Source organism: Simkaniaceae bacterium (assembly GCA_021734805.1).
Taxonomy (GTDB): domain Bacteria; phylum Chlamydiota; class Chlamydiia; order Chlamydiales; family JACRBE01; genus Amphritriteisimkania.
Genome location: JAIPIG010000001.1, coordinates 66,504 through 89,829 on the forward strand (window position 1 = coordinate 66,504; position 23,326 = coordinate 89,829).

Consider the following 23,326-nt stretch of genomic DNA (forward strand, 5'->3'; position numbering starts at 1 on the left):
GTATGAACCTTATATTAGAGGAAGCCTTTTAATTGGGTTTGATAGTCTATTAAAAATTGATGGGCTTCACGTGGAGAGATTTCATCTAGATCGAGTTGTTTGATTTCTTCAAGTAAGGATAAAGCGCGTTTGCGCGAAGATTCCAAAGGGGCGAAAAGAAGGAGTTGATCATCGCTTTCATCGTGGGCTATTTGTTTGTCGGGGCCTTCTTTTTTAGGGTTTTTTTCGAGATGGTGGAGAAGTTGCTTTGCTTTTTGTAAAACAATGAGAGGGACTCCCGCGAGTTGAGCCACGTGAATTCCATAGCTTTTATCAGCAGCGCCTTTAATGATTTTTCTTAGAAAGATGACTTGGTTCTCGGTTTCTTTCACGGCAACGCGATAATTGGTTATCCCATTGAACTCCTTTTCAAGCTCAGTCAATTCAAAATAATGGGTTGCAAAGAGGGTTTTTGGAGCTGTAGCCAATGGGGAAATAAGAAATTGCGCTACAGAAGATGCAATAGCAATGCCATCATATGTCGATGTCCCTCGGCCAATTTCATCGAGAATAATCAATGATTGTTCGCATTTTCGATTTAAAATGCCGGCTGTTTCCGCCATTTCAACCATAAATGTTGAAAGTCCCCGAGAAAGATCATCACTTGCGCCAATGCGGGTGAAAAGGCGTTTAATCACTCCAATATGTGCGTGTGTAGCCGGAACAAAAGAGCCCATTTGCGCCATCAACACGATCAAAGCCACTTGGCGAATATAGGTTGATTTACCCGCCATATTGGGGCCTGTAATCATCATCATCTTTTCGGATTCATTGAGATCGGTGTCATTGGGAATAAAGGAATCGTCCTTCAGTGTTTTTTCAATGACAGGATGGCGACCGTCTACAATTTTAAGAATGGATGAGTGATCAACGATAGGGCATGTATAGCGGTGTTCTCGGGCAACAAGTGCCAGCGAAAGGAGGCAATCTAGCCGTGCAATTCCCTTAGAAATGGCCGTAATGTCTTGAGTATGCTTTTTAAGCGTGTCGAGTAGGGAGGAATAGAGCGTTTCTTCTAAGAGCTCAATTTGTGATTCGGCATTGAGGATTTTAGATTCGAATTCTTTGAGTTCTTGAGAAATAAAGCGTTCGGCATTCACAAGGGTTTGGCGTTTTTCAAAGGTGTTTGGCATGCGCAGAGACTGCGCTTTACTCACCTCAATGTAATACCCGAAGGCCCGATTAAAACTAACCCGCAATGTTTTAATATCCAACTCTTCGCGTAGGCGGATTTGATAATTTGAGAGATACGTTTGAGCACTTTTTTTTAATGATCTCAATTCATCTAAGGGGGGGTGGTAGCCATCTCGGATTGCCCCACCCTGATTTAATTTAACAGGTGGGTCATCACTAATTGCAGCTTTCACCAATTGCGTCATGGTATCGGTATTGCAAAGGGATTGATCAATTTGCCCAATCAAAGGGGATTGTAAAGTTTGAATGAGCTCTTTAATCAGGGGAATGATTTGCAGTGAACTTTGGTATGCGGTGAGCTCTTTGGGGTGGATTGTCTTTGATTCGATTTTGATTGTAAGGCGTTGTAAATCTTTAATAGAATGAAGTGCTCGTTTTAGATCATAGAGAAGAGAAGGGTGGTCGAGAAGCTCTTGAATGGCTTGTTGGCGTTTAGTGATCGATTCAATGCGAATGAGCGGATGCGTTATCCATGAGCGAAAAAGGCGAGCCCCCATCGCCGTCTGTGTTTGATCGAGCAAGTCAAGAAGCGTGTTGTGGGAGTCTTTATGTTCGGATTCGATAATTTCGAGATGTCTGAGCGTCGTATGGTCGACATTCATGGTGTGATTGAGCGAGAGGAGCGCAACCGTTGTCATCGAATCAAGAGACAAATTGAGTTCATCCCTGATATAGGAAAAAAGAGCTCCCAAGCTACAAATAGCTGCTGTGAGTCCTCTTAAGCCGAAACCATCTAAGTTCTGAGTCTTAAAGTGCTTTGTCAAACGGTGAAGGGATTGCTCGAGATTAAAGGCGTGATTTTCACAAAGAGCGATCCGGATATCGAGCGCTTTTTCAATTTGAGCAATCAAATCACCGTGATTCTTAGCAAATTTTTCAGAGATTAAAAGCTCTTTAGGTTTTTTTTTGATGAGCTCATCATAGAGTTGATCAAAATTATCGAGTTGCATTGTGGCGAGTTCCGCCGTTGAGAGGTCGATCAGGGATAATCCGAGTGTCGCATTGACCTCTGCAATGGAGGCAAAAAAATTGTTTTGAATGTGGGGCGCTATATGGGTGGGAATATAAGTAGCCGGAGAAACAATTTGTGTGATCTCTCGACGAACGATCCCCTTAGCAACCTTGGGATCTTCCACTTGTTCTGCAATGGCAACGACCATTTTTTTAGCAATGAGGCGTTCGAGATATTGCTCGATGGTGTGGGCCGGGATTCCTGCCATCGGAATATCTTGTCGTTTAGTTAAAGTGATATCGAGAAGATCGGATAAACGGGTGGCATCATCATAAAAGGCTTCATAAAAATCCCCTAAGCGAAATAAAAGAAGAGCTCCTTTGGCTTTCTGTTTGCACTCTTGCCATTGTGCCATCATCGGTGTCGTTTTAATGGCCGTCATTGGAATCATCCGCTGTTTTATTGAATAAATTAATGATGGATTTTAAAAATGTCTTGGTCTTTTTTGCTTTTTTTCTTTCGTCTCTATTGAGATGTTCAATCTCTTCTAAAAGGACTTTTGCTTCGTGAATACCTTTAGAAATCTGAACAACCACTCCCTCGCACCAGTTTTGAGCTTCTTGGATTTGCATCTGGATTTCTTCTAGCTTTTCTAAAATTTGCTCCGGAGGCTGATCGGCAATTGACGTTTCAATCAATTCTTCAGAAAACATCCGGTTTTTAAAATTTTGCGTCGCCTGTCTTAATTCAAAAATATCAATCAGAAGGGGAAGGAACATTTTTTTAAAGCCCTCTCGCAAATTATTATTTACGGATGTAGCTACAATTTTAGTCCCCTTTGAGGCTCCGATTTGCGAAATAGAACTTGAAACTTGGTCGGTAATTTTGGATGCACTGAGCTTCGTGTAGACTTTTTTTTGAAATCCTTTTGGAACTGAATGATCTTGTTTCATAATCAAATATGAAAAAAATTAGGTTTATAAAATGCAATGTTATCGCATTTGTAACTTTAGAGCAATTCCCCATTTTGATATGATCTCGACTTTGTACAATTTTCGGACGCAAGTTTTGCAAGATTTTGACATACAATCGGTTACTAATTCCTGCAATCGCCTTGAATACGCCATTACAGGAATTAGTAACCGATTGGATATCAAAAGATTGTGAAAATCGCGCCGAAAAATGTACAAAGTCGAGATGACGACTATTTAAAATATATCATTTGAGTGCTATGGGATATACTAGAGAAAGTTTAGAGGAGTTACGTTCAAAGGTCGACTTAATCGAAGTTGTCTCCTCGTATGTCAAATTGCAACGATCCGGTGCTTATTATAAAGGGCTTTGCCCTTTTCACAATGAAAAATCGCCCTCTTTTTTATTGCAGAAAGGGGATCATCATTACCACTGCTTTGGTTGTGGCGCTCATGGAGATGCGATTGCCTTTTTAATGAACTACATGAAAATGAGTTTTGCTGAGGCGGTGAAAACTCTCGCAGAAAAGTTCGGCGTTGCTCTGCAAGAATCGGATATCCAAGAGCAAAAGAAGCAAGCCACGGTTTCAAAGCTCAAAGACATCATGAATGATGCAGCGCGGTTTTATCACTTTTATCTTCTCTATTCCGATGAAGGGCATCATGCTTTAAATTATTTATATGAAAGGGGGCTTGATCTCAAGTTCATTAAAGTGTTTCAGTTTGGATATGCGCCTAAAGACGATCATGTATTTATCAATATGATGAAGAAAAAGGGGTATTCCCTTGAAGATTTAGAAGAAGTGGGCCTTGTTAAAAAGCACAATCAGCGTTATCGAGCCTTTTTCACTTCGCGTGTCGCCATTCCCATGCACGATATGTTTAAAAATGTTGTGGGATTTTCATGTCGCAAAATGGATGAGGGGGTTTTTGGTCCAAAATATATCAACTCTCCCGAGACGCTCCTCTTTAAAAAATCTCATTATCTATTTGGGATGTATTATTCGCGCAAAAGAATTGCTAAAGAATATCGAGCATTGATCGTCGAAGGGCAAATTGATGCACTGCGCTTAATAGAAGAGGGCTTTGATTTCACAGTGGCAAGTCAAGGGACTGCCTTTGGCGAAACGCATGTTAAAGAGCTGATTAAACTGGGCGTGAAAAAGGTCTATATCGCATTTGATGGGGATAATGCGGGGCAGGAAGCCGCTGTTAAAGTAGGGCAACTCTTTCAAAAACAAGCAATTGAAGTCGATGTGATTCGGTTTGCTGAAGGGGAGGATCCGGATACGATCTTATCCGAACAGGGGGTTCCCGGCATGATGCAAAAAATTGAGTCTGCTGAAGAATATTTACCCTTTTTAGTCGCATTTACCTCTAAAAAGGGCAATATGTTAACCCCTGCCGGGAAGAATGAAATTGTGCGCACCGTTGTCAAAGCGATCCATGAATGGGAACACCCCCTCATGGTGCATGAGGGATTAAAGCGGCTCGCTGCACTTGTTCAAGTCCCCGAATCAGTTGTTGTCCCACAATTCAAACAGATCAAAGAATTTGTTCCTAGAAATGTCTCCCTTTCTCAAATTGATATCGATCCTAATAAAGTCTTAGAAATGGATCTTCTGCGTTGGATGCTCTTAGTCGATCAAATCAATCACCCTATTATGGAGTGGATTCAAAAAAACATCCAACATGAAGATTTTCTTGTGCCCATCTGTCGAGATCTATTAGAGATTTTTTCTAAACATTATCAAAAAGAGCAAAACCTCAACTTAATTGCGATTGCCGCTTCGCTGACCAATGCCGAACACCAATTGTTTCTAGCTGAAATCTTACAAAAAAAAGTCAATCTAGATCGGGCAGAAACTGCTGTCAAAGAGACGCTTCTTAAAATTCACGAGCGCAATTGGATGCAAAGGTGTGAAGAGATCAAAATAAAAATCCAAAATGGGGGGCACTCCCCTGAGGAAGTGACTGATCTCATTAAAGAATTTGATGCGCTTAAAAAGTCCCCTCCGGCCATTGCGGTATGATAAGTGCGGCAATAATTTTGATCCCCCTTTTGGGGGCAGCCCTTTCAATTGTTATCTTTACACTCTATAACGGCATTTCACCAATGCCCTCTTCTAAAAGAGCGAGACAGGCGATGATTGAAATGCTAAATGAGTCAAGCTCATTTTCTCAGGTGAAGATTATCCATGAATTGGGTAGTGGGTGGGGGCATTTATCCATTGATCTCGCCCGCGCTTTTCCTGAAAAACACATTGTTGGAATTGAAAACTCTTGGATTCCTTATCTTGTATCCAAAATCCGGGCTTTTTATGTAAGACCTCCTAATCTGAGTATCCTATATAAAAATTTTTGGAGTCTGCATTTTTCTGAGATTGAGTGCCTTGTGACTTATCAATACAGAAATGGAATGCAGCAAATATATTCCAAATGGCTTAAGGAGGGGAGAGGTCCTCTATTGTGCGTGAGTCATGTCTTTGCTATTGATCATTTAAGAGCGGCTAACTCCAAGCAAGTCGATGATCTCTTTTCAAGTACGGTCTATCTTTATGACTTGTTTTTGTAATTAATAATTTTAAAAATTCAGTTTAAACAATCAATTTGCTATTATTTTCTAGAAATTTTTGATTTTTTTATTACGATCTTGAGCTTCGGTTTTAAAAGAAAATGGCTTCGATATCATCTCAATCTCCTTTTAGTTCTCCGTTTCCTTCGTCAAGAGGGAGTGCTCCGGAAATCGCTACAGGCAGCCCGGATCGGCAAAAACGATCGCGTGTCGCTCCTTCGTGCGATCCTTTTGAGGATAAGGATTGTCCCTCTCGTCGCTTTCGATTAGTTTTTCCCCCTTTGCCTGAGATCAATACGGCTGAAGGGACAAATGATAGCGATGGTTTTGCATGTCCGGCCTCCTCATCCGGTATTTTAGAAACGGGTGTCGTAAGAGGTTTTCCAAGCCCCGACTCATTGCCCCGGGGCTTAAGAGGTCGTACGGCGTCGTGTGCTTCGGCATCGGATGAGATGTCTTCAACAAGAGATAAAATATCTAACGGATTTTCTTTTGACTCCCCTCCGATTCGCGCGATCCAAGCAACGCATGCCGATGAAGAAGATCCTTTTTCTCCGATGTCTCCTCTATTTTTGTCTTCTCCGCCGCGCCATCGCACGTATCGCGCTGCTGAGGATAGTGCCTCATCAAGAGATGTTCCTAAGACACCGGAGTCGCATTCAAGGCGTCATAGGAAGACGCGCTCTTTCCATTCGCCTGATGCTAAAGCTCGTTCGCCTTCATCAGCACTTCCTACGACTCCCGAATCGCTTTTGTCCCCGACTGCAGGGCCTTCTCCGAGTAGTAGTATTGCAGCGAGGGAGATTCCCAATACAGTTCAAAGGCAAGAATTGCGTTTGCAGGGATTTATCGCGCGCTCATCGCCGGGGTCAAAAGCATTTATCCCCATCATTTTTGCACAACTAAAAATCAATCCCCCTTTGACAACTTTATTAGACGCTAAAGTATTAGAATCGCGTATTTCCGAGTTCGATCCAAAATATCAAAAAAAATGTTTTACGATTTGTCAAGTTGTCTTGTTTGAATTGAGTGAAGAGGTCAAGCTACATGTTTTAAGTGAAGAAATGATTGATAAAACATTTGTCAGTGCTGATCATCGCATTCATGCGGAGGATGATCGCCTCATCGGAGTGGATCCTGAAATAATGTATTCGGTAGCCCGATCAGATGCTCCAATACCGGTTATAGATTACCATTCTGAAAGAGCCTGTTTGATGTGGTTGGAAGAGAATATTCATCGTTTTGTGCCAAAAACGATCGGGGGGACATCATTAGGAAAGCGCCATATCGTACATATCAATATGATCTCTAAATATTCAAGCTGTCGCCATTGCATCCGAGTGTTTGGTTCAATAGAAAATGCCTCTCGCATTACGAACTGCATACAACGTATTTTGATGGATAAGCTGTCGCTGACTGAAGTCAATGATATTCCCCATGTCACAATCGCTCATCGTGGACTATCTCACCACCACCCTATGACCCGAAATGGCTGTGATGAGCCTTCTACTGAGCTCTATAGCTCGACATCTTTGATATCCCGAAGTTATTGGTCCTACGCATAAGCGGATTGTTTTGGATGAATCGATTTAACAGACACATAAAACATAGACAAGTAAAGAAGAAATGATGTCTGTAGAGCCCCGGTTTTCGCCTGACCATCAGTCGCTTCAGTTTTATAAAGATAGCCGGATGATTGCTGAAGTCAAAATGAGTTCATCAGATGTTGCATCCGGTGACTTACACAAATACATCCGCATTGATGTTAGTGGCGAACCGGCTTATCTCGATAAAGAGCTGTTCAGAGAAAAATTTTCAGTCTCAATAGCCTCTACCTCTAAAATAACAGAACTTTTTACTTCTTTATTTAGCGCAGAAGCGACTCCAACTGTGCCCGTTACCATTACCGTAGATCGCATCGCTCCGATATTAGGAGATTATCAGGAAAAAAAAGCTGCACTGCTTTCTCATCGATTTTCTCTTTATAGCCTTCCAAAGGGGTTTCAATCAGATAAGGAAATTGTATTAGCTGCTGTAAAGCAAGATGGCTGGGCATTAGCCTATGCATCTGAAGAGTTGAGAGGGAATAAGGATGTTATAAGGATTGCAGCAGTTGGAATTGGGGGACATAGGTGGATATCATCGGAGGATGTGTTTTGGCAGACGGTATTAGGGAATGAGCTCGACTGTTTTAATGAGGATAGGGCTGTTGTATTAGCTGTAGTTACGCAGAATGGGAGAGCATTAGAATATGCATCTGAAGCGTTGAAAAGAGATCTCAGATTTTTGCTTGAGGCTCTGCAGGCTAATAAAGCTGCGATAAATGCTATTACTAGAGGGCAATTGAGTTTATTTACTCCGGAGACTCTTATTCATTATGTTAACGAGTTTCCGCTTGGGGTGTTGAGAGCAATGGGTTCTCTCAATCTATCTGAAGAGGACCGATACAAACTCTTCAATAGGTTTTTGGATGATACCGTTCGATCTGCTATTTCAGAGATGACATCCGATGATGCCTCCCGATTTGAAGCCAAATTGACAGATGTAATGTTAAAATATAAAAATTTAGAGATTGTCAGGTTTCTATTTAGAGTTATTTTTGATTTAAAGCAGAAAGATAAATTAAGAGAATGCATCACAAATATAGGGAGCTTCTCAGGGGCCTCGTTACACCCTGCGACTTTTTTGCCTATATTAGCCTTGCACTCTTTGCCTATCAGCGCAGAAAAATTAAGCGATTTTGCAACGAGAATCCGAGCAAAACATGGAGTATGGAAACATGACCTAAAGCTACAAGCTCTGTTGCAGCTGATCATGTCACTTGATCAAGCGCAAGAAAGACTCCCGACGTCTCAGATTGAGGCAATCATAGATCATTGCTTAATTGGTGATTTAAAAAAGGAAGGGTTAAAACGCGTTAAGCTCATAACTGCTATAGCAGCAATCAAGCCGGATGCTTTAGAATCGATTGAGGCTTATGAATCACGAGCTTTACTCGATATCGTTATTGTGGATCTAAAAAAAGAAGGATTGATCGATGAAGGAATTGAGGATCTATCGGGCAAGTTTGCAGAAACATTTTTAGCCTCACCGGTTCCTGAAGCGATTTTGACCTATTCTGCACTGCATTACCACGATCCGAGCATGAAAGAGGCGATCCGAATATTTATAGGACAAGTCTTGGAAGGGACATTTATTGGATTTCGAAATGCACACAATTCCCATGCAGGAGTTTTAAGCGTTGATCAAAAAAGCATATGGGAAAGCGCTTCTACTCGTGAGGTTCGGATAACAAAAGAGGGCGCTATTAATCTTCAAGCCTATTTAATGACCAAGTTGGTGATAGATAAGCATGGGGGCGAAATACTTCGCAGCGAGGTTTTAACAGAGGCACTAGAAGATCTGACTTTGGCCGAGCAAGCTGTCAGCAAGCTCTATAAAGAGTTGGGCTTAAGCGATGAAGAAAGGCTCAAGCTTTTGGATGAGCTAGAAAAAGAGTTGCCGGGTAGCTGTGAGTTTAAAAACGACGTGATCGCTTTAAAGCGCGTATTGACAGATAAGAGCGCCATTCAAGGGAGGATAAAGGATACGGATGATCCACAGGACTTATTCTTATCGGGGACGCTTGTGCAAGGGAGTTGTCAACGCATTGATGGAGATCCCGGGTTAAACAAGTGCTTAATGGGGTATTGCCTCGATGGGAAGATTCGTATGCTTGCTTTGAAGGATTTAAACGGAAAACTTAAAGCAAGGGCAATTGTAAAACTCCTCATTGACCATCGCAAAAGGCCGGCACTCTATTTGGAGCGGGTCTATCCGGCAGACGATCCGGCGATTAGAAAAGCGTTTCAAGAGGTCCTTAAAGAGAAAGCTAAGGCCATGGGGTCCAAATTATATGAGGGGAGAGGAGGAGAGGTTCTCACATCTCATGGAAATAGGGCCCCCTATGAGTATGAAGATGGCGGAGTCGGCATCTCGAACGGCACTTACTCTATTTATGCAGAGGAAGTTGCAGTTAAATAATACTATTTGAAACGACGATGTGTATTGCTCCATCCTCCATAATCAGGAGGCAGGTTCTGTCATGGGGCTCCAGTGCGTAGTATCCAAAAGACATCTTATTTTTTGTCTCGTGACTACACTATCTAGAAATCAATAGAGAAAATGAGATTCTGCATCTTAAAAAAACAAAATCTCATTTTATACCTTATATCCCAACTATAAAAGACCGGATTTTGCGGGATAAACCCCCGTCTACTATGCGCCAATCATATTGATATATGCAGGGATATTAAAAGCTAGTACAAGAACTTTCCCACTTCCCAAAAGAGTTGCCATGTGACATGCATTTTTAACTGTTGATGAGGCTTCAGGATGAATATACCGAAGAGCCAAGTTAGTCAATGTGATAGCAGCAATCGGAGTGAGTAGAGCAATGCCCCCTAAAGAAATAATATTGCTTAATAAGAAGGCGTTCCCTCCAATGTGTCCGCCCGTAAGAGCTGCTTGGCCAATAATAGATAACGTTTCCCATCCAAGTATAGCGACTTGACTTGCTACGTGCCCTACTACAGCAGAGCCAACAACACAAGCGGCAGATTTTGCTGCATTAGCTATTTGTGATGAATCAATAGTTATACCAAACCCCATAATAAACCTCATTTTTTAATGCTTTTCATATATTTTAAACTATTACTAGCATTATTTCAATATTTAATTTATTATAAAATATAATAAATAGTTTTCTATTTATTAGAGGCTTTATATAGTATTTTTTTTAATTCTACTCAAAATAAATCTATTACATTAGAAAAAACACGAGCAACGCTTCAATTTAATATCTGCTAAAACGACGATGTGTATTGCTCCATCCTCCATAATCAGGAGGTAGGTTCTGTCATGGAGCTCCAGTGCGTAGTATCCAAAAGACAGCATTGATAAATTGTTGGTTATCTCAAGCAATACCACCCCAAACACCCTTTCGCCCGGGTAAATGTGGTTCGAGCAAGTCCCAAACTCGGTCAGATATATTCGTATCGTCTATGAGCTTCCATATGCATACCTCGCCTTAGATTTAGGTGAACAAGATAGCAGATCAACTTATTTTTTTGTCTCGTGACAAAGCGCTAGCTCTTGACTTTGCTGAAATCCATTATAGCAGCGAAATAGCCAAAGACTTCTTGTAGAAGGGCGATCCGATTCGTTTTTTCCTGCTCATTATCCGATAGGATTTTCACTTGATCAAAGAGATTCGCTAGCGGTTGTTGCAGTTGCGATAAGAGCTCAAAATACGCTTCATAATTGCGCTCCTCGTGCGAAGTCAAAAAAGCCTCTTTCAAGTTTTGCAATATGTGGTGCAGCTCAATTTCCGAGTGCTCTTTTAAGGAGAGGGGATCCAAAGTCATTTGAGATTGTTTATCAATCTGGCCTTTGGCTCTTTTATAAACCTCTAAAAGCGGTGTGAAGCTTTGAGTGTGTTTAAAGGCATGAAGAGCCTCTAATTTACAAAACTCATCATAAGGGTTATTAAATGTTTTAGATAAGGACGCTTCGATCAAATCGCTTTCGAGTTGATAATCCTCAAAGATAGTTTTAGCTCGATTTTTAAAGAAAGCAAGGATTTCTTTAATAATGGCTTCACCTGAGGTGTTGGGATGTAAAAACTGATAAGCCTCATTGAAAACGGACTGTAGGTTTAAAGACCATTTGTGTTTAATCAGGATTTTAATAATTCCAAGTGTTTGTCTTCTTAGGGCATAAGGATCCGAAGAAGAAGAGGGTTTGAGGCCAACGCTGAAATAACCGAGCAAATTATCTATTTTATCGCTGAGTGCAAGAAGCGATCCTGTTGTCGTTTCCGGCAAAGGGCCTTGTTCTGAGTTGGGGTGCCAATGTTCTTCAATTGCCTTAGCTACTTCGGGATTTTCACCCTGTTGAAGTGCATAATGGTGTCCGACAATTCCTTGAAGCTCAGGAAATTCAGCGACAAGTTCTGTTGCAAGATCCGCTTTGCAAAGGGTTGCCGCTCTGACAATGAGTGCCGGGTCGCCAATGCCCAGGTGTTCGCTGAGTAAAAGGGCCGTTTTTTTAACGCGCAACATTTTATCGTAAATGGATCCAAGCTCTTGCTGGAAAGTCACTTTTTTAAGTTTTTCATTGAAATCTTCAAGCTTGGACTTGAGATCGACTTGATAGAGGAAAACGCCATCGGATAAGCGCGCCGATATGACTTTTTGATTATTACTGCGCACTTCATCGTTCACTTTATTATCTGCCGTAATCACAAAGATATTTTTGAGATGTCCGTCTTTATCTTGTAGAGGGAAATAGCGTTGGTGCTCGATCATTTCCGAGACTAAAAGTTCTTTTGGAGCGATTAAGAACTTCTCATCAAAAGAAGCGTAGGTCAATTCAGGCCATTCCGTTAAATATAAAACTTCCTTCATCACGCGGTTAAGATCGACGGCTTTTGTCTTTGTTTCTTTTTCAATCTCATGTAATTGGGCTAGAATATAATTTTTTCTCTCTTCAATATCGGCAAGAACAAAGTTTTTTTGCAGTTTGACAAGGTAATCGCTTGGATGATGGATGTCAATTGAGTTAGAAGCTCTCTGTGCATGCCCATAGGAGCGCGAACCTGATTTGATGTCATTGACCCTGAATGGAATGACGTCAGTCCCAAAGAGCGCTAAAATCCATTTGATCGGGCGTGCATAAGAGATATCAAATTGGCCCCAATGCATATTTTTATCAAAAACCATCGATTGAATAAGCTGAGGAAGTTCAGTGTGGAGGATGTCAATTGTAGAGCGTTTTGCCGATGTTGTCGTAACGAAGAGATATTCGATCCCTTTTAAGATTTCAATTGAGACATTGGGATGTTTTCCCTCTCGAATGCCGGCCAATGTGAGATCATCAATAGCAAGGGCTTTAAAAAAACCTTCTCCCTGGGAAGTTAATGCTCCGGTTGAGTCAAAAGCCGTTTGAAGGGGAGGGCCTTTTCGCGTGGTCGTCTCTTCGGGTAATCCTCGGCGTAATCCTTTGACCATAACGGCAAGTCTTTGAGGTGTAGCGTAAGTGGCCGTTGATTCAAAGTTGAGTTTATAATCTTTTAACAGTTTTTTAACTTTGTTTTCGAGCATTTCGGCGCCGGGCAGGACATAGCCGGCCGGTAATTGTTCCGATCCGATTTCTAAAAGAAAGTCGTCTTTTTGCTGCGGGTCAAAATCTGTTGGGGATTGGAATGGCGCTTCTTGGGGAAGAGGGTGTTTTTCCAGATATTTGAGAAGGGGAAAGCCTTGATTAGCTCTTGTTGCGATATATTTTTCGGCGACTTGTTTTGCCAAATGACGTATGCGCAAAATAAGGCGCATTCTTTCTGTTGTTGAAATAGCTCCTCTGGCTTCGAGCATGTTAAAAGCATGAGATGCCTTGATCACAAAATCATAGGCAGGAAGAGGAAGATCGTGTTGAAGTAGATGCTGCGCCTCTTTTTCAAAATCTTCAAAATGCTTCTGCCACATATCAACAGTTGCTTGCTCAAAATTATAGGTGCTAAATTCAACTTCATTGCGATGAAATACGTCTCCATAAGTCAGCATGTGGTTGTATTGCATATCAAAGAAATTGGTTTTTTTCTGCAAAAGCATGCTAAGGCGCTCAAGTCCATAAGTGATTTCAACGGAAACGGGATTGAGAGCAATTCCTGCAACAGATTGAAAGTAGGTGAATTGTGTGATCTCCATTCCATCAATCCATACTTCCCATCCAAGTCCCCAAGCCCCTAAGGTCGGTGACTCCCAATCATCGTGGACAAAACGCACATCATGCTTTGATAGATCAAATCCTACTGCTTCTAAGGAGCGTAAATACTTTTGTTGAATATCGGATGGGGAGGGTTTTATCACGACTTGTAGCTGGTGGAAGAGCTGTGTCCGGTTGGGATTGTCGCCATATCGACCATCCTGAGGTCGTTTAGAGGGCTCGACATAAACGCATGAATAGGGCTCAGGTCCTAATACTTTTAAAAAGGTTGCGGGATTAAAGGTTCCGGCCCCTGTCTCAATGTCATGGGGTTGATGAACGATGCATCCCTCTTTTGACCAAAAATCAATGAGCTTTAAAATCATTTCTTGAAATGTTAGCATGTATCTGAATCCCTTTTAATGTATACTGCTCGTGATTCAAGAGTTGTTTTTTTTGTCGCCGGCATCCCCGCTTGATCGATTTACCTCACCTCTGCCTATTGTCAATAGCGCATCGGTTCGGTAAAGGGGCCTTCGGCCTGATCGACCATCGGTGCACCGGCTTCTAAAAACTCCAACTCTTGAATCACCCTCAGTATAATAATTTATCGCTGATTGAGATATTTCTCAAGAAAATCCCTCCAATTAGAGGGCTTGATTTGAAATTGGGGTTTTTATAAATATTTGAATGAGGTATACTGCTTCTTTGGAAGCACATAGGAGTTGATGAGTGCGGTTAGCTCTTTTTCTCACATTATTTCGATTGATCATTAGCCCTATTTTTTTAGTGGTTTACCTCTACTATAAAAATTTGGGAATTGATTTTGCGACGTTGCCTTATATTTTATTGGGTTTACTGTCTGTTTGTGAATTGTCAGATATTTTTGATGGGGTTGCGGCTCGTCATGCAAATGAAGTGACGGATCTCGGTAAAATTTTAGACCCTATCGCAGATAGCTTGGTGCGAGTCTCGTTTTTACTGGCTTTCACTCAAGGGGTTGTACAGCTTCCCCTTCTACTTGTTTTAGTCTTTGTGTATCGAGATGGGCTTATCTCTGCCCTGCGCATTGTCTGTGCCCTTCGGGGACATGCTTTGGCAGCGCGTGTTACCGGAAAATTTAAGGCGGTTGTGCAAGCCGTTGCCATTTTTGCAATCGTTGGTATGATGATTCCGTATTCCCATGGGCTAATGAAGCTCGCCGATTTCCGTCAGGTAAGCTTTTATATCGTGTTAATCACGGCATTTTATACAATGATTTCCGGGATTGAATATGTCATTGCTAATCGTCAATTCATTGGCAAAGCTTGGAAAAAAGCTTAAGAACTTGTTCAATGAGCTATTTTTTGATAGAGTTCCAAGTATTCTCGAGCAGGCTTTTCCCAGCTGACATCGATATGCATTCCGCGATACATCATTTTTTGCCAATGTTCAGGGGTTTTCCCGAAGCAGGCATCAACTCGTGTCATAATATAATCAATGGCAAATTCATTGGGGTCATTAAAAATAAATCCCGTTTCATTATCGATAACGGTATCATTGAGCCCTCCTGTTCTTCTGACAATGGGAATGGTGCCATACCGCATTCCAATTAATTGTGTCAGCCCACAGGGCTCAAAATATGAGGGGATCATGATTGCATCTGCTCCGGCATAACTCAGTCTTGCCAGTTCATCGTTAAAGCCGTATTCAATATGAATATTAGGATGGTGTTTCACTTCATCAAAAAGATGTGTGAAGGGTTCACTTGTGATCCCGCCAATTAATAGGTATTGCATATCAAATGAGATTGCTTTTTTCATTGCCTGTAGAATGAGATGGGGGGCCTTTTGAGATGCAAGGCGTGTAATTGAAATGATCAATGGGCGGTTGGAGTGAGGGAGTCCTACTTGTTGTTGCAAGTGGCGCTTATTGTGATGCTTGGCTTGCATGACCTCAATGATGGGGGCTTGCGCGCTATAATTGCGCTCAAGGGCGGTATCAGTGGAAGGATTCCATAGGTCAACATCAATGCCATTTAATATCCCGCTTAATTTATAGGAATGCTCTTTAATGATATCTTGAAGCCACCAGCCATGATCATGGGTTTGAATTTCTTTGGCATATGTGGGAGAGACAGTTGTAAAGTGATCCGCGTATAATATGCCGCTTTTGAGTAGATTATAGCGATGGTTGTCACGAGGATCGTTCATGTTCATATCGGGCGTTGGATCAAAGCCGATGGCGTTTAAATGGTGCCATGAGCAATGGCCCTGAAATTGGAGGTTGTGAATCGTTAAAAGAGAACCGGTTATACGCGTATTTAGTTGATGGTATTGTTTTTTTATTATGAGAGGAATAATGGCCGTTGGCCAATCATGTACATGGATAAAACAATCTTGATTGAAATGATTGAGGTATTCGATGGCTGCTCGACTAAAAAAAAGAAAGTTAGAGATCTCATGTGAATCATCATTTGAGTAAGGGGAATCTTGTTGGAAATATTTTTTGGGATGAGAGCATTCCAATAAGGTGAGCTTAATATCATTGACATAGAGAACGTGCGCAATCAGCGTATATTTTTGATTCCAAATGTGAAATGAAAAGGTCTTTGATTTTTCATAATCAAACGGATGTTGTATAAAAGAATATTTCGGTAGGACCACTTCAACTGAATGGCCTAAGTCATGTTGTTTTTTTGAGAGGCCGTAAACAACGTCAGCTAGTCCGCCTACTTTTGCAATCGGAGTGAATTCAGTTGAAATATGAACGATTTTCAAAAAGCCTCCTATTGATTAGCAGCCCCCGGTCAACGGAGGCCAAGCGGGCCAATCCCCCTTGCTTTAAGCGGGGGATCCCACGCGGCCAACCACTGATAGCCAATATTCCCTAACTGTCGAAAAATGGGGGCTTAAGGCTCAACATATGAAAGGAGGGATTCAAAGTCAAATGAAGTGAATATTTATTTGACCGCTTTTGAAATTGCCACTCATATCTTTTGATGAGACGGGGAGAGCGATTTCGCTCGACTCAGGTAAATCATTAATCGCTTTTCGAAAAATAAAGAATTCGGATTTATTGGATTGAACCCACTCTTGCGTTAAATTATAGGTTAACGTCTCAAAGGACATTGTCATCATTTCTTGTCCATCGCATAGATCGCGATTTTTTATTTTATCTGCAAATTTCTCTGCATTCCAACAGTTATCACACATAATGTTCACTCGGTTTTGGGTGATTGTACTAGCCGATAATTTTAAGAGTAACTCAATAAATAGCGCAAGAAATTTCTTGTCATTCCGGTTTTTTAGTTTAAACTTAAATTTTTAATAACATCGGGTCGTGATTCAAGCGTTATTTTTTTTGTGTAAAATAAGCTTGAAAATAATTGCGCCGACGAATACGATATTGCTTATCTTTTTCGTACATATTGTATGAAAAACAGGTGCTGGGGCATCGCCAAGTGGTAAGGCAGCGGTTTTTGGTACCGCCATTCGGAGGTTCGAATCCTTCTGCCCCAAACAAAAAGGCCGGATTGAAGCTTTAATCGGTCAAGAATTAAGCTATTTTCGAGGACTACACATCCTTGTCTAGCGTGCTTTTTTCATGATAAATAAGCTTAAATTCACCTTTAAAGAAGTCTTTCCAAAAGATGAGATAGGCATCCATTGATAAGATGGAAAAAAGTCCAAGGTTGGAATTAGGGGTAATTCAAGCCACTATCTCATGGAGCTTCACCTTTATTTTTGTTATTGGTGTTAGAGGGGTTTTTATTCCTATCAACCAAAATATTTATAAGAAGTTTCCATAGAAGTGTCTTATTTTCTTTCGTTCTTTTCTTAATTATCTCATGTCTCTGGATTGATAAATTATATATGTATCATTTTACGGAGAAACAATGAAACTCAAAGTCTTTAATCGCGAACATGGTAAAAGAGGACAACTAAGCGCAGTTCGTCACGAAGATCATATTCCCGCTGTTCTTTATATCAAAAATGGTGAGAACAAAGTCATTAGCGTCGACGGAAACGAGTTTATGGCTATTTTGAGATCAATTAAAAAAGGTTTTCTTTCAACGACCGTCTTTGATCTCGAAATTGATGGAAAAAAAGTCAAAGCAATTGTCAAAGATATTCAATATCACCGAACGACATATGATGTTTTACATTTAGATTTTCAAGAGCTTTATGACGATATGAAAATCAATGTAAATGTCCCTCTTGAGTTTATTGGATCAGCAGAGTGTATTGGAATTAAACTGGGTGGTTTTTTGCGTCCCGTCATGAGAAGTGTGAAGGTGCGCTGCTTTCCAAAAGATATTCCCGAATCATTCATGTTAGATATTAGTAAGCTTGGCATTAAGCAAACCAAGAGAATTAGAGATCTTGCTCTAAAAGAGGGTGTGACGATTCTTGCTGATAAAAATAACGTTTTAGCAGTGATTGCGAAATAGTGAATGGCACGCGGGATAAGTGGCTTTTAATTGTTGGGCTGGGGAATCCGGGGTCTTCGTATGATAATACGAGGCATAATATCGGGTTTCAAATCATTGATGATTTAGCAAATGAGCTTGGTTTTACTTTTAAAAAGGAAACACAGTTTAAAGCTCAAGTCGCCCGGGGAACAAGAGATGATAAGAAAGTCATCTTATTAAAGCCTCTAACCTATATGAATTTGTCCGGCCAAGCGGTGAGTGCAGTGATCAGTTTTTACAAGATTGATATTGCAGACTTGGTTGTTGTTACAGATGATGTTGAGTTGCCCTTGGGCCACTTACGCTTAAGGGCGTCGGGTGGATCCGGTGGGCATAATGGACTTAAAAGTATAAGAGAGAGATTAGGGTCGGCTCACTATCCTCGTCTCAGAATTGGAGTAGGAAGAGAAAGCCATTGCGATTTAGCTGATTATGTTCTCAAACCTTTTAAGACTGATGAAATCGAGCAGGTTAGAGAATCCATTCAGGTGGCAATTGAAGTTTTAAAACAATGGATTGATGAAGGATTTTCTTCATCTTTGAATCTCTTAACGACAAAACTGGCTTTAAAAAATAACCGCTCATAGTTAGGCATTTCGATTAGGCCACTTATGAGCGTAAAAGATAAAATTCGGAGTTAGCGAATGGCTATAAAAGAAAAAAAACATCTGTATGAAGGGATGTATATTATCAGTGCTACACTTAGCGAAGATGCCCGTCAAAAGGCTTTAGATCGCATCGTAAGTGATATTGCTGAGAAAAACGGAGAAGTTGTCAAAATTCACGACATGGGTCGTAAGAAATTTGCATACTCGATCAACGGAAGGCGTGAAGGATACTATTACTTAATTTATTTTGAAGCCCCCACACAAGTGATTGATGAATTATGGCATCAATACCATCTCAATGAGGATTTAATCCGCTTTGTGCATGTGAGAGCGAATGCTGTCATGGAAACGCTTGAATTCAAACCGTTAGAACAAGTTTAAGGAGTAGGTCATATGGATAAAAATAGAGGCAGGGGTTCAGACTCATCTTTCAAAAAAAAGAAGAGATGCCCTTTCACGGAAAAGGGGATGAAGCATATCGATTACAAAGATATCGATACTTTATGCCAGTTCATTACTGAACGTGGAAAAATTCTTCCAAGAAGAATTACTGGTGTTTCTCATTTTCATCAAAAATTATTAACAAAAGCGATCAAAAGAGCTCGTTATATTGCTCTATTACCTTTCGTTTCTAAAGATTAATTAAGTTAAGGGAAATAACAGATGCAAAATCATTTACTTCTACTCGAAGACATCGATAACCTCGCTAGGAAGGGAGATATAGTTAAAGTCAAGCCCGGCTTTGCTAGAAACTATTTACTTCCGCAAAAGAAGGCCGTTGTTGTCGATAAAAGAACACTTCGTATGCAAGAAAGATTGCGCGAAGAGAGAGCAAAACAGGCTGTTGAAGATAAAAGATCTTCTGACTTGCTCGCTAAACAATTACTCGATAAAACCTTTGAAATTAAGGTTAAAGTCGATCCGGATGGCCATATGTATGGTTCTGTTTCCGCAAATGAGATTGTTAAAATTCTTGAAAAAGAAGGTTATACAATTACAAAAAGAAATGTCAAAATGATTCATGGTATTAAGACTTTGGGAACACATCCAATTACGCTTTCTCTCAAAGAGGGCGTGGAAGCTCAATTTGCGCTTAGCGTGATCAGTGAGACGCCAATTGCTAAAAAGCCTAAAGCTCTCAAAGAGGTTGTTGCTGAAGAAGGCAATCAACCGGAAGAAACACAGAAAGAAGAAGCTCCGATTAAGTAGTTTAAATTCTTAAAGTCCGGTCCGCCATCGTTTGAAATCAACGACCGACAGGCTTCGCAAGTTTCTCCGTATTTTGGACAATACGAAGGAACTTGCGATCGTCGATTTGAAACGCTTTGACACAGTCCAATGCGACTTTACTAGATAACCGGGCTTTTTTTTCTTCGAGTAATTTATGACAATTTCGCTAACTCTAAAATCACCCGCTAAAATCAATCTTTTTTTTAGAGTTCTAAAAAAAAGACCTGATAAATTCCACAATATTGCCTCTTTATATCAAGCAATTGACTTGGCAGATACGCTATTATTTGAGCCAAGTGAATCAACGCAACTTTTTTGCAATACTCCTTCTTTAACAACAGGTAATGACAATTTAATTTTAAAAGCTCACGATGCATTTGAAAGAGCTATTGGAAAGAAAATACCCGTCCGTATTCAACTCATTAAACGGATCCCCATTGGCGCCGGATTAGGAGGGGGGAGTAGCAATGCTGCAACGACTCTATGGGCGCTTCATCAGTTATCGGGACAAATATTACCTTTTCATGAACTGATTGCTCTTGCTCAAAGGATTGGCTCTGATGTTCCCTTTTTTTTCTCAAAAGGATGTTCGTATTGTGAGGGAAAAGGAGATCAAATAACAGACTATCCCTATCCTTTTGCTTTTGATCGAATATGGTTAAAAACTTCGAATACGTTCTGTAGCACCCCACATGTTTATAAGGAATGCCTCACTAATGAAATGAGCGTAATGGATCCCAAGCAGATTTATAATGCATTTCTGAATCATGAGTATATATTTATTAATGACCTCGAGCCATCTGCACTCAGATTGTATCCGGAACTTAAGCTTAGTCAATTAGATCTGATTCATCGAGGATTTGAACATGTTTTTATGACGGGAAGTGGGAGCTGTTTTGTTGGAGTTGATATGAGGAATCAATCAGAAGTTGAAAAAATGGGATTGATTGAGGCAAGATTGATAACACGCAAAGAAGATACATGGTGGTAGATATGACGTCTCATAAGAAGAGAATATTTGATGATAAGCTGATTGTCATTACGGGGGCAGCAGGATTTATAGGATCGGGAGTTGTGCGTTATCTCAATGAAAAGGGATACCATAATTTAGTTTTAGTTGATGATTTCAAAATGAGTAGCAAGTGGAAGAATCTTGTTGGAAAGAACTTTTACGAAATGGTTTCTCGATACGACATTTTTGATTGGTTAGAAGGTAAAGAGAGGGATATTGAGGCGTTTATCCATCTCGGGGCTTGTTCCGATACGGTTGAGCAAGATGCCGATTATTTTATGGAGAACAATTACCGTTTTTCCATTCTTCTTGCGAATTATGCGCTACAAAATAACCATCGATTTATTTATGCTTCTTCCGCAGCTACATATGGCGACGGAAAGTTGGGATTTAATGATGCCCACGAGTTAATTCCTCATTTGCGCCCTCTTAATATGTATGGATTTTCTAAACAACTTTTTGACATGTGGCTTTATAATGAGGGGCTATTAGATCAAGTTGTCGGTTTAAAATATTTCAATGTTTTTGGGCCGAATGAAGTGCATAAAGGGCGGATGGCGTCTATGGTATACCATATGACAAATACAATTCAAAGTGATGGAATTGTGAAGCTTTTTGAATCGAATGATCGGGAAAATTATAAAGACGGCGAACAAGAACGTGATTTTATCTATGTCAAAGACGCGGTTAAAGTGACTTGTGACTTTCTAGAGAATGACATGATGGGTATTTATAATGTCGGTTCCGGGCATCCTTCATCGTGGAATCAGCTAGCTACTTATGTCTTTGAAGCTCTCGACAAACAACCGAGTATTCAATATGTTTCTATGCCGGGAGATCTTAGCAAACAGTATCAAAATCATACATGTGCCGATCTTTCTAAATATGAAAGTACACTGCAGTCAAAAGGATTGCCTAAAATGCACTATCATACATTGAAAGATGCTGTAACGGATTATATTAGAAATTATCTTATTGCAGATCAAAGGTGGTAATGCTCGCGAGAAGTTTTAAACAACTCAGTCCTATTAATGCTTTAGTTGTGGGTGATTTCATGATGGATCACTACACTATGGGGAAGATCGAGAGGATCTCTCCGGAAGCCCCTGTTCCCGTCATGCATATTATCCAAGAAAGTTCCCGCCCCGGGGGTGCAGGGAACGTGGCTCTTAACTTAAATGCTTTAGGAGCTAATGTCTCTGTATTGGGGATGGTAGGTGATGATATGGCAGGACATGTGCTCTTAAAAGAGCTGAATGAAAAGGAGATTGGAGTTGAAGGCCTTCTTCTCGAAGCATCTATTGCGACAGTGATTAAAAATCGCTTAATTGCCGATTCACAACATATTCTTAGACTCGATAAGGAACGCATTGAACCTCTTTGTGAACACCACCAAGATCGCATTCTTCAACTCATTCCCGATCTCATTAGAAATCAACATGTGATTGCTATTTCGGATTATCAAAAGGGTTTTTTAACCCCAATGATTTTGAAAGCTCTTTTTTATCACGCCAATCAAATGAATATTCCCGTTATTGTTGACCCCAAAGGGACTGATTTTACAAAATACCGAGGAGCGACTCTCCTTAAACCCAATTTGAAAGAGGCTTATCTCGCTTCAGGGCTACCCCCATCTGCTCCGCTTGAAATGGTTGCACAAAAGCTCATGGAGCAAGCCAATCTTAATCATTTAGTGATTACACGTTCGGAAAAAGGGATTTCTCTGTTTAGCTCAGAACAAAAAAGACTCGATTTTGCTGTCAAACCTCAAGAAGTGAAGGATGTCACGGGAGCCGGTGATACGGTATTGGCCGTTATGGCATTTTCGCTTGCAAATCAGCTCAATCTATCCGATGCAATTCAACTCTGTAATTTGGCTTCGGGCGTCGCTATTGGGCGTTTAGGGTGTATCCATGTCACTCTAAAAGAGATTGCAGCAAGGCTTTTGGAAGTATCTACGGATAATAAAATTTTTGAAGAAGATCATTTGTTCCCATTGCTTGAAGTCCTTCAGGCTCAGGACTATTTCATTTTAGCCCTTGAAAGAGTCGAGCAAATGACAATTGAGCTTTTCGCTCATATTCAACAATTGAGAGATCGATTTGGTTCTGCTCAATTTATTTTGTATCTACCTGAAAATAAAGGAAATGCGCGTGTTGCCTCTCTTTTTTCTTCTTTCAAGGAGATCGATTTTATTATTTTAAAAAGAGAAGGCTTATCTGATCTATGTTCTCTTCTCAATCCTCTTGCCGTCTTTTTTTATAGTGGGGAGGAAGTCGAGGAAATGAGTCATATCGATCAGGTATTTGACCGACTGACAGTATAACTTGACTTTGCTTTTTTGCATCATTCGATAAACTATCAGGTTGTTGATTATAAGGACGTTAACAACCACAGAGAGCACGGAGTACACAGAGAAAAATCAAGAAATGCGCATTCCGGTGCCTCTGTGCTCTCTGTGGTAAGAACTAATAATGAGCATGTTAGGTTAAAAATATGATGCAGACAGTGCCGTTGGGCCATCAAAAAACCCCTCCTTGGATAGAGGA

The 23,326-nt window shown here is 40.6% G+C and carries 19 protein-coding genes, 1 tRNA gene and 1 pseudogene; 14 read left to right on the forward strand and 7 right to left on the reverse strand.

All coding sequences use genetic code 11. The annotated features are described in order from the left end of the window. Window positions 1-14 precede the first annotated feature (14 nt). On the reverse strand, window positions 15-2,627 hold the full coding sequence (gene mutS / locus K9M07_00365) for a DNA mismatch repair protein MutS (GenBank protein ID MCF7851676.1): 2,613 nt from the start codon (window positions 2,625-2,627) through the stop codon (window positions 15-17). Then, complete coding sequence (locus tag K9M07_00370) at window positions 2,614-3,138, reverse strand: hypothetical protein (GenBank protein MCF7851677.1); 525 nt, start codon at window positions 3,136-3,138, stop codon at window positions 2,614-2,616. The genes mutS and K9M07_00370 overlap by 14 nt, the downstream gene beginning before the upstream one ends. Window positions 3,139-3,416: 278 nt before the next feature. Here K9M07_00370 and dnaG point away from each other — a divergent pair, with 278 nt between their 5' ends. The 4 genes from dnaG to K9M07_00390 all read left to right on the forward strand — a co-directional run bounded on the left by dnaG (window position 3,417) and on the right by K9M07_00390 (window position 9,754). Further along, a complete protein-coding gene (dnaG, locus tag K9M07_00375) occupies window positions 3,417-5,189 on the forward strand; it encodes a DNA primase (GenBank protein MCF7851678.1) in 1,773 nt (590 codons plus the stop codon). 17 nt (window positions 5,190-5,206) lie between these two features. Then, window positions 5,207-5,731, forward strand: coding sequence for a hypothetical protein (locus K9M07_00380; protein ID MCF7851679.1), 525 nt, complete (start codon window positions 5,207-5,209; stop codon window positions 5,729-5,731). A gap of 101 nt (window positions 5,732-5,832) precedes the next feature. Next, window positions 5,833-7,296: a hypothetical protein gene (locus K9M07_00385; protein ID MCF7851680.1), complete on the forward strand. Its 1,464-nt coding sequence runs from the start codon at window positions 5,833-5,835 to the stop codon at window positions 7,294-7,296. 64 nt (window positions 7,297-7,360) lie between these two features. Next, window positions 7,361-9,754: a DUF4116 domain-containing protein gene (locus K9M07_00390; GenBank protein ID MCF7851681.1), complete on the forward strand. Its 2,394-nt coding sequence runs from the start codon at window positions 7,361-7,363 to the stop codon at window positions 9,752-9,754. A gap of 234 nt (window positions 9,755-9,988) precedes the next feature. Here K9M07_00390 and K9M07_00395 read toward each other — a convergent pair whose 3' ends face one another. The 3 genes and pseudogenes from K9M07_00395 to glyS form a co-directional block, all read right to left on the reverse strand. Further along, the gene (locus tag K9M07_00395; protein MCF7851682.1) at window positions 9,989-10,381 is read right to left on the reverse strand and encodes a hypothetical protein; all 393 of its coding nucleotides are present in this window, start codon (window positions 10,379-10,381) and stop codon (window positions 9,989-9,991) included. Window positions 10,382-10,568: 187 nt separating this feature from the next. Beyond that, window positions 10,569-10,787 (reverse strand): annotated as a pseudogene (locus tag K9M07_00400) (transposase). A 70-nt stretch (window positions 10,788-10,857) separates the two neighbouring features. After that, a complete protein-coding gene (glyS, locus tag K9M07_00405; GenBank protein MCF7851683.1) occupies window positions 10,858-13,878 on the reverse strand; it encodes a glycine--tRNA ligase subunit beta in 3,021 nt (1,006 codons plus the stop codon). A 328-nt stretch (window positions 13,879-14,206) separates the two neighbouring features. Here glyS and K9M07_00410 point away from each other — a divergent pair, with 328 nt between their 5' ends. Then, a complete protein-coding gene (locus K9M07_00410; GenBank protein ID MCF7851684.1) occupies window positions 14,207-14,797 on the forward strand; it encodes a CDP-alcohol phosphatidyltransferase family protein in 591 nt (196 codons plus the stop codon). 8 nt (window positions 14,798-14,805) lie between these two features. Here K9M07_00410 and K9M07_00415 read toward each other — a convergent pair whose 3' ends face one another. Next, the gene (locus K9M07_00415) at window positions 14,806-16,233 is read right to left on the reverse strand and encodes a glycogen synthase (protein MCF7851685.1); all 1,428 of its coding nucleotides are present in this window, start codon (window positions 16,231-16,233) and stop codon (window positions 14,806-14,808) included. A 165-nt stretch (window positions 16,234-16,398) separates the two neighbouring features. After that, complete coding sequence (locus K9M07_00420; protein ID MCF7851686.1) at window positions 16,399-16,668, reverse strand: hypothetical protein; 270 nt, start codon at window positions 16,666-16,668, stop codon at window positions 16,399-16,401. Window positions 16,669-16,902: 234 nt separating this feature from the next. On the opposite strand from K9M07_00420, the gene K9M07_00425 reads away from it, so the two are divergent. From K9M07_00425 to K9M07_00465, 9 genes are all read left to right on the forward strand, one after another. Continuing rightward, window positions 16,903-16,974 (forward strand) — tRNA-Gln (locus K9M07_00425). 377 nt (window positions 16,975-17,351) lie between these two features. Beyond that, complete coding sequence (locus K9M07_00430; GenBank protein MCF7851687.1) at window positions 17,352-17,906, forward strand: 50S ribosomal protein L25/general stress protein Ctc; 555 nt, start codon at window positions 17,352-17,354, stop codon at window positions 17,904-17,906. Further along, window positions 17,906-18,514, forward strand: coding sequence for an aminoacyl-tRNA hydrolase (pth, locus tag K9M07_00435; protein MCF7851688.1), 609 nt, complete (start codon window positions 17,906-17,908; stop codon window positions 18,512-18,514). The genes K9M07_00430 and pth overlap by 1 nt, the downstream gene beginning before the upstream one ends. Before the next feature lie 57 nt (window positions 18,515-18,571). Then, window positions 18,572-18,916, forward strand: a complete 345-nt coding sequence (gene rpsF / locus K9M07_00440; GenBank protein ID MCF7851689.1) for a 30S ribosomal protein S6 — start codon at window positions 18,572-18,574, stop codon at window positions 18,914-18,916. A 12-nt stretch (window positions 18,917-18,928) separates the two neighbouring features. Beyond that, window positions 18,929-19,177, forward strand: coding sequence for a 30S ribosomal protein S18 (gene rpsR, locus K9M07_00445; protein ID MCF7851690.1), 249 nt, complete (start codon window positions 18,929-18,931; stop codon window positions 19,175-19,177). Between the two features lie 21 nt (window positions 19,178-19,198). Continuing rightward, window positions 19,199-19,744: a 50S ribosomal protein L9 gene (rplI, locus tag K9M07_00450; GenBank protein MCF7851691.1), complete on the forward strand. Its 546-nt coding sequence runs from the start codon at window positions 19,199-19,201 to the stop codon at window positions 19,742-19,744. Between the two features lie 175 nt (window positions 19,745-19,919). Further along, window positions 19,920-20,756: a 4-(cytidine 5'-diphospho)-2-C-methyl-D-erythritol kinase gene (gene ispE / locus K9M07_00455; protein MCF7851692.1), complete on the forward strand. Its 837-nt coding sequence runs from the start codon at window positions 19,920-19,922 to the stop codon at window positions 20,754-20,756. Window positions 20,757-20,758: 2 nt separating this feature from the next. Further along, window positions 20,759-21,772 (forward strand): ADP-glyceromanno-heptose 6-epimerase, encoded by a 1,014-nt coding sequence (gene rfaD / locus K9M07_00460; protein MCF7851693.1) that lies wholly within the window; start codon window positions 20,759-20,761, stop codon window positions 21,770-21,772. Next, complete coding sequence (locus tag K9M07_00465; protein ID MCF7851694.1) at window positions 21,772-23,103, forward strand: HldE protein; 1,332 nt, start codon at window positions 21,772-21,774, stop codon at window positions 23,101-23,103. The genes rfaD and K9M07_00465 overlap by 1 nt, the downstream gene beginning before the upstream one ends. Window positions 23,104-23,326: the final 223 nt, after the last annotated feature.